Raw genomic sequence first — 12,553 nt, forward strand, 5'->3', positions numbered from 1 at the left:
ATAATGGGCTTAGCGTGATTAAAGGGAAGTGATTGCTATGTTTGGTATCGAGAATTATCTGGGATTTATCTTAGCGGCTATTTTATTAAACCTAACGCCAGGTACTGATAGTATCTACATTATTACTCGTAGTGTTTCACAAGGACAGACCGCTGGGTTTCATTCTGTACTGGGCATTACCTCAGGAATTTTGGTACATACGCTACTGGCATCCTTAGGGTTATCAGTATTGCTCGCCAGCTCACCGATGGCATTTATGATCGTTAAATACATTGGTGCGGCTTACTTATGCTATTTAGGTTTGAAAATGTTGCTCAGTAAAAACTCAAACTCGATAGCCAGTAGCCTAGCTAGTGATCAAAGCGTTGCCAACAAACATGGCAAAGAAGGTTGGCAGACTTATAAGCAAGGCGTATTGACCAATGTGTTTAATCCAAAGGTCGCGCTATTCTTTCTAGCCTTCCTCCCTCAGTTTATCGACTCTAGCTATGCTTATGGTATGTTGTCATTTCTAATGCTGGGCATTACCTTTGCTATTACTGGCTTTATCTGGTTCTCCTGTCTGTCTCTGTTATCGTCACGCTTTAGCAAAAGTCTGCGCGAAAAGCCATCTGTTGAGACAGTATTGAATAAAGTCAGTGGCGTTGTTTTTTTTGGCTTAGGTATTAAGCTGTTGACTGAGAAGGCGTAGAGTAAATATGCTTAAATTATTAAGTCAGATTAGACTAGGATATATTTATATTAATACCTACTGTATCATTCATCTTTGATAACTATGAAGGTGTAAGTTTATATTTACTTCAAAAACATAGTTTTATCAGTCGGTATAGCATGGCCTAATCAGTTTGCATTCCTTTTGAGATCATTAGATAGTATTGAAGGCAGATGAATAAATGTTAACATTCTATTTAACGAACAGGAGTTCAATTGATGTCTCAAAAAAGAGTAAGGCAAAAACAAAAGAATAAGAGCAAAGGGAAAATTGATTCTCATAAAAGGGAAGGTTCTAAACTAATATCTCCTTTTAATCAGATTCCAAATGCGGCTTATATCTCTTGGATGAATGATAGGCTTCCCTGCATGATTTGGGCTGCATTGCTAATGAATACAATAGGTAGAGACCAAGCGATTGAAACCTTTAGACAAATAGGACTACATGTTGGAAAGTTATTTCAGGAGATAGAAAATAGGAATTGTAGTTTACCTCGTGTAGGGATATATGGTTTATCTATTCTAGATTGTGATCTGCAAGATAAATTTTTTGAAGTGCTTTTTTCAGATAAAAGAGTAGTTAATGCTTTAAAGCCATTAATATTGTTTAAAGATTTACCTTTATCCAAAAAGTGGGGCGAATATCTTGGAGAAGTGCCGGAAAATGAAGGAGAATTTTGGACTAATCTAGCGGATGCAGTCGCAATTCTTTTAGATCATCAATCTCAAGAAGCTACTGATTGTCGTTGGGCTTATATGATACCCATTATTTATTCTGGAAAGCTTCAACTCCAAACTGGAGAGCAGTATAGAGAGTATACCGAATATCCCAATTACGAAGACCAACGAAAGGTTAGGCCGTTTATTCGAGCAACTGAAATGCAATTTGGCGGTGACACGTTGGATAAAGATTACTCTCAAGGAAAAAAGGCTTGGACAGAAAAATTCTGGAATGAATGCAAAGGTAATACAGAGTGTATTTCGCCCGCACCAAACAAAAGCAGTGTTGATTTTGATTTAATGGAAACTGTCTCTTTAGTCCGAGACATTTGGAATGATTTATTTGATCATTTCTTAAAAACTGATAAATTCACCCATATTCAGCCCAAACGTGATGCATCCTTTGGTTTTTGTTTTTATGCTCTCACTGTAACACAAGAAGGGTTGGCATCATCAGGGAAGTTAGTAACTGCAAAGTTAGCTTTAAGAATGCTGGCTGAAATCTATATCACTTTTAATTACCTAATAAGTGTAAGAGATGAAAAACTTTGGGACATTTATAGAAGCTATGGTTCAGGACAAGCAAAGCTTACATTTCTAAAGTTGGAAGAGATTCTAGAAAACCAACCTGGCTACCTTAAGAAAGAAAATGTTGAAGCATTAGCGAATGAAGATATCTACATGGACTTTCAAAACATTAGTTTAGGTAATTGGGCAAACATAGACTTACGTAAAATGTCTCAAGTTGCAGGCTGTAAGAGTATATACGATGCTTATTACGCTTGGCCTTCTTCATATGTACATGGTCAATGGTGCGCAATTAGGGATGTTGTTTTTACTACTTGCCATAACCCACTTCATCGGCTTCATAGAATTCCAAGACTAGCACCACGATATGAAGATGGTGCAGAAAGTGACCTAATTCTTCTATTCAATAAAGTCTTAGATTTATTAAATGAGGTTTATCCAAGCTTCGATAAACGAGCAGAGTTGGTTGAGAAACCTTAGGCTAGTGCTAAAAATGTGTTTCAATTGAACTTTTCAAAAGAACACTAATGAAACGCGACTCACCAGTTTGAATAGTTATTCCTGCTTATTGAGCCGGTTACGTTTGCACTATCCCAAACTTGTATTTTGTCTTGATGTTCAAGCAGCTAAATTTTCAAAATGCCACATAGAAAAGCCCAATCCCCTACTTTGAAGGAAACTGGGCTTTTTTCATACCAAGTCTAGTACATTACTAGCCTGCTTCTTTGCTCTCAGCGGCCAATTGACGTAATACATAGTGCAATACACCACCATGACGCACATACTCACGCTCTTTTGGCGTTTGTAGACCGACATTTACCTCAAAGGTCTCGCTTGACCCATCAGCACGTGTAGCCGTAACGTTGGCAGTTTTACTCTCGCCATTGTCTAAACCTGTGATGCTCAATACTTCTGAACCATCTAATTTATAGGTCTCTGCATTTTGACCATCTTTGAACGTCAATGGGAGCACGCCCATGCCGACGAGATTCGAACGGTGAATACGCTCAAACGAGCTGGTCAATACAGCTTTTACACCTAGCAAGATAGTACCTTTTGCTGCCCAGTCACGGCTCGAACCAGAGCCATACTCTGCCCCACCCAGTACAACAAGCGGACGCTTATCTTCTTTATACTTCATCGCCGCATTATAGATTGGCATTTCTTCACCATCCTGTAGCGTAGCACTGTCATCTTTGAAGTAGTAGGTATAACCGCCTTCCTTACCGCCCATCATGGTATTTTTGATACGGATATTGGCGAAAGTACCACGAGTCATGACTGCATCGTTACCACGGCGTGAGCCATAGCTGTTGAAGTCTGCTTCCATGACACCGCGCTCTTGCAAGTACTTGCCTGCTGGTGAGTCTGGATCGATATTACCTGCTGGTGAGATATGATCGGTCGTGATTGAATCACCAAACAGACCAAGAATACGCGCGCCTTCAATATCAGGGATGCCTTCTGGCTCCATGGTCATACCATCAAAGAACGGTGGATTCTTAATGTAGGTCGATTCTTCATCCCATGGATATAGCTGGCTATCCGCTGAGCTGATTGCGTTCCATGCGGCACTACCGTCGAACACTTCACCGTAGTTTTTGCGGAACATATCCGCATCGATATTGTTGGCAATCAGCTCGTTAATCTCTTCCGAGGTTGGCCAGATATCTTTTAAGTAGACATCATTACCATCTTGATCTTGTGCTAGTGGGTGGGTCGTTAGGTCAATATCGACCGTACCTGCCAATGCATAGGCTACTACTAACGGTGGTGACGCCAAATAACTGGCTTTCACATGTGAATGAATACGACCTTCAAAGTTACGGTTACCCGACAGTACTGCAGAAGCAACCAAATCATTTTCTTCGATACCTTTTTCAATCGCTTCAGGGAGTGGGCCTGAGTTACCGATACAAGTCGTACAGCCATAACCTACTAGATAGAAGCCTGTTTTTTCTAGCTCATCCATGAGGTTGGTTTTCTCTAGGTAATCAGTCACCACTTTTGAACCTGGAGCCAATGAAGTCTTGACCCATGGCTTGGCTTTAAGCCCTTTAGCAGCGGCTTTTTTGGCTACTAGACCTGCACCAATCATAACTGCTGGATTTGAGGTATTGGTACAAGAAGTAATGGCGGCAATAACCACAGAACCATCTCTTAGTTTGTGCTGTTTGTCATCGATACTGACATTTGAGAAAACATTATTTGCCGGAGCATGCTGAAAATCATCATCGCTTGTATCGACTTCGATCTTTGGTTCAGCCGCGAGATCATCTGCCTGTTCTTGCTCACCGCCTTCTTGATCAAAACGTATCTTACCATCCGCTTCTACTTTACGGTCTTTGTTCATCTTCTCTAGCGTTTCGCCAAACTTTTCATGCATATCTGATAAGTTGATACGCTGCTGAGGTAAGTTAGGTCCAGCCAGTGCTGGTTGTACTGAAGATAAATCCAACTCTAACTTGCTCGAATAAGTCGCAGCTGGTGTATCGGCATCATGCCATAAGCCTTGCGCCTTAGCATATTTTTCAACCAACTCAATCTGCTCTTCGTCACGGCCTGATAGACGCAGGTAATCAATTGCCATTTGGTCAATCGGGAAAATACCACAAGTCGCACCGTACTCTGGTGACATGTTAGCAATGGTCGCGCGATCAGCGAGCGGCATACTATGTAAGCCCTCACCATAAAATTCAACAAACTTACCGACCACACCATGTGCACGTAGCATCTCTACCACACGGAGTACCAAATCGGTTGCGGTGACGCCTTCAGTTAACTTGCCTTTTAGCTCAAACCCGACCACTTGCGGAATCAGCATCGATGACGGTTGACCTAGCATCGCCGCTTCGGCCTCTATACCGCCCACACCCCAACCAAGCACGCCGATACCATTAATCATCGTGGTATGACTATCTGTACCAAATACAGTATCTGGATAAGCCATCAGTTCACCATCAACATCTGCTGCCATCACAACACGGGCTAAATACTCAAGGTTAACCTGATGCACGATACCTGTCGCTGGTGGTACCACGACGAAGTTTTCAAAAGCTTGTTTTCCCCAATGTAAAAACTCATAGCGCTCGTTGTTACGCTTGAATTCAATCTTTTCATTAAGATCTAGTGCGTCTTCGCGACCATAAGCATCAACCTGTACAGAGTGATCGACGACCAGCTCACTAGGGATAAATGGGTTAATCTGCTCAGCTTTACCGCCCAGCTCGACCACCGCATCGCGCATCGCAGCCAAATCGACCACTGAAGGTACACCTGTGAAATCTTGCAAAACCACACGCGCTGGCATGAAGGCAATCTCTTTTGACGCCTCGGCGCCTGCATCCCAGTTGGCAACCGCTTCGATATGGTTTTTTCCAACTGACTGACCACCGTCTTCGTTGCGTAGTAGGTTCTCTAGTACTACTTTCATACAAAACGGTAGCGTCTTAATATGCTCGTAAGTTTCGGTCAGCTTTGGCAGGCTGTAGTAGGCATGTTCCTTGCCAGCGACTGAAAGGGTGTCTTTTACATCAAAAATATCACTCATGATAGCTTCCTTATCGTTGTTATAAATCCTAAACATAAATTATTATAAGTTTATGTGTGACTGGTGGCTCGATAAATGATTGATCTGTTCTGTATCAACAGAGCAGTTTCGCGAAACTGTCTGATATAAGTCAGTGTTAACAAAAGAGATAATCATATCTATAGTAGTTAACAGAAACTCCCTTTTACCATAACAAACATACAAGGCTTTGTTAACGTCTGGACGTTGTCGAATCGTGGGACAAACGTAAACGTAACAACGGTTTAGCGAGCTATCTTTAAATGATTTATTCCTATTCAATTTTTATCTTTTTTACGTCGTCCACTGCGGAACACATAACTGTCTTCATAGAAATCAGCAGCCTTATTTTCTGCCCAGAAATGCGGCACACCCAAAATAGGTAACGGTGCAAGCTGGCGCGGTTTGACATCATCATTTGATAACAATGTGTCCATGTATTCAGCAACCTTGCTATCTAAGCAATTCGTTCGCTCAGCTAATGGTAGAGTAAAGAACTCTTGTGCAACATGAATGACAATACTATGAGCGCATAGCGGTTTACGTGGGGATACCAACTGTTCAAGTAGCGCATGCCCAAAGATATAGACTGCGGCTTGAGCGCTGTTATTAGACTGGGTTGGGTGGTCCCATTTAGCACGAGGTTTCACCAAACTTGCCTGCCAGTCGAAATTGACTAATGCATCACCGATACTAGCATCAGAAGTCACTAGTACTGCACCATTTTCATCAAAGACAGTAATAGTGTCGCGCACACGCCCTCGACGCTCACTGATACCCTGCTTTGAAATTTCTAGCATATGGTAGTAGTTCAGCACCGCTTTAGTCTTCGGAAAGGTCAGCCAAATACTGCCATTAAACAAGTCATGCAAGTTATCACGCGTCGGAATGTTGCCAGTTGTACCGATAAATTGCTCATAAGCTTCCCCTTCAGGCAATGCATTTTGAGAGACGAACTGTAGCGTTTGAGATTTGTGTTCATGAGCAGGTTTGGTATGTGGTAACGGTTGCTGCAAGTGATCAGCCTGCTGCGCCATCGCCGTTCTTAAAACCTTGGCAATCGTGTCAGGCGTATTGATATCAGAAGTGTTTTTATCGTGCTTATTTGGGCTTTTCACATTACCCAAACCTTCTGAATCATTCGAACCATCCAAGCTATTTCTCTGTAGTTTCGAGCGACTAAGGCGCTCAATCGTGCTGCTGATGTAACTCAACTGAGTGATATGCGATAACCAAGGCGCTTGCCAATCAATCTCAGCAAAGCTGTTATCGAGCTGACCTTCTACTACAGGTAGCTGCTTGGTATGAGTATCGGAATTAAGTGTGTCAGGTAAATCACTGGCAGGCATAGAAGCTCTCTCTTACGGACTATCTCTATTAGACGTATAGACGGTCTATGGTATCATGGTGCGCTTTTTTACTGCTAGATACGCTGCTCGGAAGGACTTTTTGAGCGCTATGGATGAATGAGTTTTATGGCAAATTTCAATACCCACTTAAATGTCGCATTTATGGTCAGCGGCACACTAAGTTTGACGGTTTATAAAGCTGGATTGGTTGATGATTCAGGGTTTTTAGTGTGCGTGGCGCTTGGTACTATCGGTGGGTTGCTGCCTGACTTGGATTCTGATAATTCTACACCGATTAAGCTCGGTTTTAATATCACCTCGTTTATCTTTGCCTTTGGTCTGGTTATGCACTGGCGTAGTGATTTGAGCTTACTCGCCTTAATGGTATTGTGGCTGGCAGGCTATGGTTTTATGCGCTATGTCGTCTTCCATATTTTTACAACGATGACTGTGCATCGCGGCGTCATCCACTCTGTGCCGTATATGGCGATACTGGGACTAGGTTTGACGTGCCTAAGTTATTATGGATTGCACCTACCACTGACTACTAGCTGGTTTTATGGTCTATTTTTATTTGGTGGTGCGATGGTGCATTTATCATTGGACGAGCTGTATAGCGTCAATTTATCCAATATGAAAATGAAGCGCTCATCGGGCACGGCGATGAAGTTTTATCAGCCAAAAGACAAATGGTGGTACCTGCTCTTATATACTATCCTTGCGTTACTGGTATATGCCGCTCCGCCTTTTGAGATGTTTTGGTCACGGTTGAGCGACCCTTCTGCATGGGCGCAGCTCAAAGTTGGTATATTGCCAGAATTAATAAAAAGTATACTGCAGTAAAGTTATCATAAGGCTGTTAAGCCTAGACGAATAAGCCAAAAAAAATTAGAGTAAAATATGCAACCTTCCCTAAATACTTGCCCGTGCCAAATCAATCCAACAGTAGATACAGTAAGTGCTCCACTATCCTATCAAGACTGCTGTCAGCCTTATCATGATGCTTTTTATAATGGTGAAATTGACAAAGCAGATGGCATAAAAGCGGAGACAGCCGAGTGGCTCATGCGGTCGCGCTATAGTGCCTTTGTATTGGTGAAACCAGAGTATATCGTTGAGACCACACTGCCTGCGCAGCAAGCGTTACTTGATGTTGCAGCAATTGAAAATTGGGCAAAAGAAACGGACTGGGCAGGATTAGAGATTGTAAAACACACACCAAAGCTTGGTAAACGGCACGCGCAGGTTGAGTTTAAGGCTTATTTCAACACCAAAGATAATACAGTCAGTTTAGAAGAAAAAGTACAGGCACATCATGAGCTATCTGCTTTTGTAAAGATAAAAAGCAAGGCTAATAACGACGCACGCTGGTACTTTTTAGATCCGACGGTTGCGATGACTGTGACGCAAAAGCAACCGTGCATTTGTGGGTCTGGAGAGAAATTTAAACGATGTTGCGGGGGTTATATTTAAACAAGATTAGATATTCACCACTCCCTAAACACTCGCCCCGACCGCGCGTGCAATTGCAATGCCTTCGTCCACTGTTAAAAACTTGCGCTGGCTTGGGCTGTCTTTATAAATGACATCACCATCTTGAAATATCAAACATTCATTGACCGCCAATTGTTGCCATTTTTCATTTTCAGTCAATGGCACAGTAACTAAAATCGTGACTTTATCCGTATCTGTGGTCACATCACCGAAGTTAATCGCCATATCATCATCAGCCAGCTTTGCTTCACCAAATGGCGCTTTACGCGTTAGATAAAACAATAAGCTACCCGCATAGGCCAGCTGCCATTTGCCATTTGATATCAAGCAATTAAATAGTCCGTTGGCAGATAGATAACGACATTGCGTGGTCAAAAAGTTAAACAGCGTTTTGTCATCAGGGCGCGACTTAAAGCTGCTTTTTAGGCGATTAACCAAATAACAAAATGCCATCTCCGAGTCAGTTGAGCCGACTGGCTGACAATGTGAGGCGTTACCATTGTCTTGCAGACGCTGGCAGCGTTTAATAAACTCGCTATTCATCTGACCGTTGTGCGCAAACACCCACTGCTCACCCCATACTTCACGCACAAACGGGTGGGTATTGGCCAAGCAGTTCTGACCTTGCGTCGCTTTACGAATATGCGCAATGACATTCATGGCTTTGATTGGGTAGTTATTGACCAAATCAGCGACTGGCGACAGATGGCTTGGACGATTGTCATGAAACAGACGCAGACCTGTTGAGTCATTGGTCGTTTCATCATTATTCACACAGTCGCTACGCTCAAAGAACGCAATACCAAAGCCATCTTCATGGCTGTCCGTCATGCCGCCACGCTTGCGAAATCCTGCAAAGCTAAAACCGATATCAGTCGGGGTATTGCAGTTCATACCTAAGAGTTGACACATTTAATCGTTACCGCCATTGTTATTATTAAGCGAATCATCACCTGTTATCAGGTTGCTTTGAGTAGAATTACTTTGAGCAGCAGATAGCGCGTCAAAGTCAGCATCACTCATTTCATTAAGTAGAGCAGCACCATCAGTTGGAATAGTATCCAAAATGCGCTGAGCTTCTGCTAAGTCCGTATCTTGCACCCAAAGTACCGCACCTGAATTCATGCCTGGGATACTACTTAACGCTTGCATCGACACCGTAATATTGTTATTTCTCAGCAAGTTGGCATGCAACTCACCCTGCATATTGGTGTCATAGCGTGCCAGTTTGTGCCAGTTATCAACTTGATCGGTCATGGGTTCGCCTCTGAGGTTTGGTGCTAGGTTTCGGTACCAGAATAAATGAATAAGCAACGCTTACGATAATTGATCCAGTGTATATTCTTTGATCGCAGACTCACTACTATTTAAGGTTTCTTGCGCTTGCTCGGCTTGCGTGATGCTGCTAAATACGCCGACTACCTGATTGTCTTGTTTATTTAATAGCACATATACGGCATTTTGCGATTTTTCGACATGCGCCCAATGATAAGCAGCTAGACGTTTCATCAAGTCAGGATTTTTGACCATGATATTATCGCCTGTACGCCCTTCTGTACGGTTATAATGAATCACATTTAAACGTAACAACCAAAATATCACCGCCGCTTTTGCTAGCATAACAGGTAGTGCGTGTTTTTCATCGTTATTTAGTGGGCGTATAGACTCGTAACCTTGTAAGAATGCCGCCATTTTGCTACGGTCAAAGTTTACGGACTCGCCTTGTTCCGCAACGCCCCACGTCGTACAAAAATCATTAATAGTAATGGCAATATCCATCACGTAATGCTCGACACTGACTTCAGTAAAGTCTAGTAGACCTGTCAAACGCGCTTCGCCTTTTTGTAGGTTCCATAAGGTATTATCGGCAAACATATCTAAGTGACACAGACCTTTTGGCAAGGTTGCCAGTGGTAATTCTGAATAAGAACGCCAAATATCGCTCATCAGCTTGGCTTCATCACCTGGCATAAATTGCATTTCACGGTCACGCACATCTGCCCATGGATACAAAGGCACGCCATATTGCTCACTTGGCTGCAGTGCTTGTAGTGTTTCGTGCAGCGTTGCTAACGCCGCACCAATATCATGACACATCGCTTGCGTGGTTTGTTCTGGATGTGAACCTGCTAGGCATGGCACTAAGGTAATCGCTTTGTCTTCGTAATGGATGACATAACGTTTATCACCACCCTCCGTTTGGGAACTATTCGAATCAATAACAGCTAGCGGCGCGGCAACTGGTAGTTTGCCATTTAATTGATTGAGGATAACCGCCATTTTTTCGATATCAGCGGGCGGACGCTCTTCAAATAAAGTGAATACGTAAGAGTAGGTGCCATCTACATCGTCAGTTGTTTGAATAAACCAGTTTGAGTTTTTAATACCTTGAGTAATCGGAATCGCACGGGCAAACGACACGCCAAAGCTTTGGCAAAAGGCGGCAAACTGGTCATCGGTTAACTGGGTATAGACAGACATGACATCTCACTTATAGCAATTGGATAAGAAGTTAAATAGGATAAATTTATGCGGTAATGGCAGCAATTGTACCGCGCATGATAAAACTATGGTGAAAAGCGTAATAATCTTGCGAAAACCTGCCTGAAATAGCAGTGATTTTGCTAGACTAGCGCCTATGAATTGATTATAAGGTGAAAGACCCTATGTTAGCAAAGCGTATCATTCCTTGCTTGGACGTTGACAATGGCCGCGTGGTCAAAGGCGTGCAATTTGTCGATATTAAAGACGCAGGCGATCCTGTCGAAGTAGCCAAACGCTACAATGAGCAGGGCGCTGATGAGATTACTTTTTTGGATATTACGGCGACCAATGATGAGCGCGATACTACTTATCATACCGTTGAACGCATGGCAGAAACGGTATTTGTTCCGCTGACTGTCGGTGGCGGCGTGCGTAAAATCGCAGACATTCGCAATTTGCTCAATGCTGGCGCGGATAAAGTAGCGATTAACTCAGCAGCCGTATTTACGCCTGAATTCGTTGGTGAAGCTGCGCAGAAATTTGGTAACCAGTGTATCGTCGTTGCCATCGACGCCAAACGTGTCGCTGATATCAATGTCGATGGTATCGTCGTACCACGTTGGGAGATTTTCACTCATGGTGGTCGCAAGCCAACAGGTATCGATGCCGTCGCTTGGGCAAGTAAAATGGCTGAATTAGGCGCTGGTGAATTACTGGTCACCTCGATGGACGGTGATGGCACCAAAAAAGGCTACGACTTGGCACTCATGCAACAAATTACGAGCCGCGTTAATGTACCAGTTATAGCCTCAGGCGGCGTTGGTAACCTGCAACACTTAGCAGAAGGCGTACTAGAAGGCGGCGTAGATGCCGTACTTGCCGCCAGTATTTTTCACTTTGGCGAGTACACAGTATTGGAGGCCAAAGAGTATATGGCAGCGCAAGGAATACAGATGCGTCTCTAGCACGCTCGTAATATACAAATAAAACCCAAAAAAATGCTATCATAGCGCTAACCATTTATTTTCGTTCAATTAACTAGGGCAACGCCAAAATAATAGGCGACCGAGTCGATTGAACGCATCAGACTATTTAGCTACTTATTTACGCCTATATTTCAATTGAACGCTTATTAAGCAAAGGATTTTTTATGTCGAACTTACAACAGCAGCGCAACGACGTGACTCATATCGATGGTAATCTACATCAAAACACTGATGCTCGCATTGGTATCGTTGTTGGTCGTTTTAACGGTTTTGTCGTTGAGTCATTGGTTGATGGTGCAATCGATGCCCTACTCCGTCATGGTGTATTGGGTAGCAACATTACTGTTATTCGTGTACCTGGCGCATTTGAGCTACCACTTGTGGCCCAGCGTGCTGCTGAATCAGATCGTTTTGACGCAATTATCGCACTAGGCGCAATCATTCGTGGTAGCACGCCGCATTTTGATTTCGTTGCTAGCGAATCTGCCAAAGGTTTGAGCAGTGTTGCTATTGATTATAATATTCCTGTTGCTAATGGCGTAATCACCACTGACAGCATCGAGCAAGCTATCGAGCGCTCTGGTACCAAAGCTGGTAACAAAGGCTCTGAAGCTGCGATGGTTGTACTAGAAATGATCGCTGTTTTGTCACAGCTAGATGTTGATGACAATATCGATGAAGCGTAAGCTCTAAAGCTCGTGTTTACCAGTTTG

Annotated in this window: 11 protein-coding genes; 6 read left to right on the forward strand and 5 right to left on the reverse strand. The window is 43.1% G+C overall.

Annotated elements, in window-relative coordinates; genetic code table 11:
* Nucleotides 1–37: 37 nt before the first annotated feature.
* Together ACT3QR_RS07405 and ACT3QR_RS07410 are read left to right on the forward strand one after the other, a co-directional pair.
* Entirely contained in the window at nt 38–691 is a 654-nt protein-coding gene (locus tag ACT3QR_RS07405; RefSeq protein WP_444520707.1) for a LysE family translocator, read from the forward strand.
* A 239-nt stretch (nt 692–930) separates the two neighbouring features.
* Nucleotides 931–2,439 carry a DUF5677 domain-containing protein gene (locus ACT3QR_RS07410; protein ID WP_444520708.1) on the forward strand — a complete coding sequence of 503 codons (1,509 nt, stop codon included), beginning with the start codon at nt 931–933 and terminating at the stop codon, nt 2,437–2,439.
* A gap of 232 nt (nt 2,440–2,671) precedes the next feature.
* Here the strand turns inward: ACT3QR_RS07410 and acnA are convergent, their stop codons facing one another.
* Both acnA and ACT3QR_RS07420 read right to left on the reverse strand, forming a co-directional pair.
* Entirely contained in the window at nt 2,672–5,509 is a 2,838-nt protein-coding gene (acnA, locus tag ACT3QR_RS07415) for an aconitate hydratase AcnA (RefSeq protein ID WP_444520709.1), read from the reverse strand.
* Between the two features lie 296 nt (nt 5,510–5,805).
* Nucleotides 5,806–6,876: a DUF3025 domain-containing protein gene (locus ACT3QR_RS07420; RefSeq protein ID WP_444520710.1), complete on the reverse strand. Its 1,071-nt coding sequence runs from the start codon at nt 6,874–6,876 to the stop codon at nt 5,806–5,808.
* 126 nt (nt 6,877–7,002) lie between these two features.
* Here ACT3QR_RS07420 and ACT3QR_RS07425 point away from each other — a divergent pair, with 126 nt between their 5' ends.
* Together ACT3QR_RS07425 and ACT3QR_RS07430 are read left to right on the forward strand one after the other, a co-directional pair.
* The gene (locus ACT3QR_RS07425) at nt 7,003–7,719 is read left to right on the forward strand and encodes a metal-dependent hydrolase (RefSeq protein WP_444520711.1); all 717 of its coding nucleotides are present in this window, start codon (nt 7,003–7,005) and stop codon (nt 7,717–7,719) included.
* Nucleotides 7,720–7,776: 57 nt separating this feature from the next.
* Complete coding sequence (locus ACT3QR_RS07430) at nt 7,777–8,349, forward strand: YchJ family protein (RefSeq protein ID WP_444520712.1); 573 nt, start codon at nt 7,777–7,779, stop codon at nt 8,347–8,349.
* Between the two features lie 24 nt (nt 8,350–8,373).
* Here the strand turns inward: ACT3QR_RS07430 and ACT3QR_RS07435 are convergent, their stop codons facing one another.
* Genes ACT3QR_RS07435 through ACT3QR_RS07445 form a run of 3 tightly spaced genes read right to left on the reverse strand, consistent with a single transcriptional unit; the run spans nt 8,374 to nt 10,851 of the window.
* Nucleotides 8,374–9,282, reverse strand: coding sequence for a class II glutamine amidotransferase (locus ACT3QR_RS07435; RefSeq protein ID WP_444520713.1), 909 nt, complete (start codon nt 9,280–9,282; stop codon nt 8,374–8,376).
* Nucleotides 9,283–9,627 (reverse strand): hypothetical protein, encoded by a 345-nt coding sequence (locus ACT3QR_RS07440; protein ID WP_444520714.1) that lies wholly within the window; start codon nt 9,625–9,627, stop codon nt 9,283–9,285.
* A gap of 60 nt (nt 9,628–9,687) precedes the next feature.
* Nucleotides 9,688–10,851 carry a homoserine kinase gene (locus ACT3QR_RS07445; protein ID WP_444520715.1) on the reverse strand — a complete coding sequence of 388 codons (1,164 nt, stop codon included), beginning with the start codon at nt 10,849–10,851 and terminating at the stop codon, nt 9,688–9,690.
* Nucleotides 10,852–11,036: 185 nt separating this feature from the next.
* Here ACT3QR_RS07445 and hisF point away from each other — a divergent pair, with 185 nt between their 5' ends.
* Nucleotides 11,037–11,819: an imidazole glycerol phosphate synthase subunit HisF gene (gene hisF / locus ACT3QR_RS07450; protein ID WP_101205985.1), complete on the forward strand. Its 783-nt coding sequence runs from the start codon at nt 11,037–11,039 to the stop codon at nt 11,817–11,819.
* Between the two features lie 185 nt (nt 11,820–12,004).
* A complete protein-coding gene (gene ribH / locus ACT3QR_RS07455; RefSeq protein ID WP_444520716.1) occupies nt 12,005–12,526 on the forward strand; it encodes a 6,7-dimethyl-8-ribityllumazine synthase in 522 nt (173 codons plus the stop codon).
* Nucleotides 12,527–12,553: the final 27 nt, after the last annotated feature.

The organism is Psychrobacter sp. AOP7-B1-25 (genome assembly GCF_052376195.1).
Lineage (GTDB): Bacteria > Pseudomonadota > Gammaproteobacteria > Pseudomonadales > Moraxellaceae > Psychrobacter.

What these genes read in the sequence shown, in the direction of transcription:
- ACT3QR_RS07425 (WP_444520711.1), top strand. Translation starts at nt 7,003, where the DNA reads ATGGCAAATTTCAATACCCACTTAAATGTCGCATTTATGGTCAGCGGC.
- ACT3QR_RS07435 (WP_444520713.1), bottom strand. Translation starts at nt 9,282, where the DNA reads ATGTGTCAACTCTTAGGTATGAACTGCAATACCCCGACTGATATCGGT.
- ACT3QR_RS07440 (WP_444520714.1), bottom strand. Translation starts at nt 9,627, where the DNA reads ATGACCGATCAAGTTGATAACTGGCACAAACTGGCACGCTATGACACC.
- ACT3QR_RS07445 (WP_444520715.1), bottom strand. Translation starts at nt 10,851, where the DNA reads ATGTCTGTCTATACCCAGTTAACCGATGACCAGTTTGCCGCCTTTTGC.
- ACT3QR_RS07420 (WP_444520710.1), bottom strand. Translation starts at nt 6,876, where the DNA reads ATGCCTGCCAGTGATTTACCTGACACACTTAATTCCGATACTCATACC.
- ribH (WP_444520716.1), top strand. Translation starts at nt 12,005, where the DNA reads ATGTCGAACTTACAACAGCAGCGCAACGACGTGACTCATATCGATGGT.
- ACT3QR_RS07430 (WP_444520712.1), top strand. Translation starts at nt 7,777, where the DNA reads ATGCAACCTTCCCTAAATACTTGCCCGTGCCAAATCAATCCAACAGTA.
- ACT3QR_RS07405 (WP_444520707.1), top strand. Translation starts at nt 38, where the DNA reads ATGTTTGGTATCGAGAATTATCTGGGATTTATCTTAGCGGCTATTTTA.
- hisF (WP_101205985.1), top strand. Translation starts at nt 11,037, where the DNA reads ATGTTAGCAAAGCGTATCATTCCTTGCTTGGACGTTGACAATGGCCGC.
- ACT3QR_RS07410 (WP_444520708.1), top strand. Translation starts at nt 931, where the DNA reads ATGTCTCAAAAAAGAGTAAGGCAAAAACAAAAGAATAAGAGCAAAGGG.
- acnA (WP_444520709.1), bottom strand. Translation starts at nt 5,509, where the DNA reads ATGAGTGATATTTTTGATGTAAAAGACACCCTTTCAGTCGCTGGCAAG.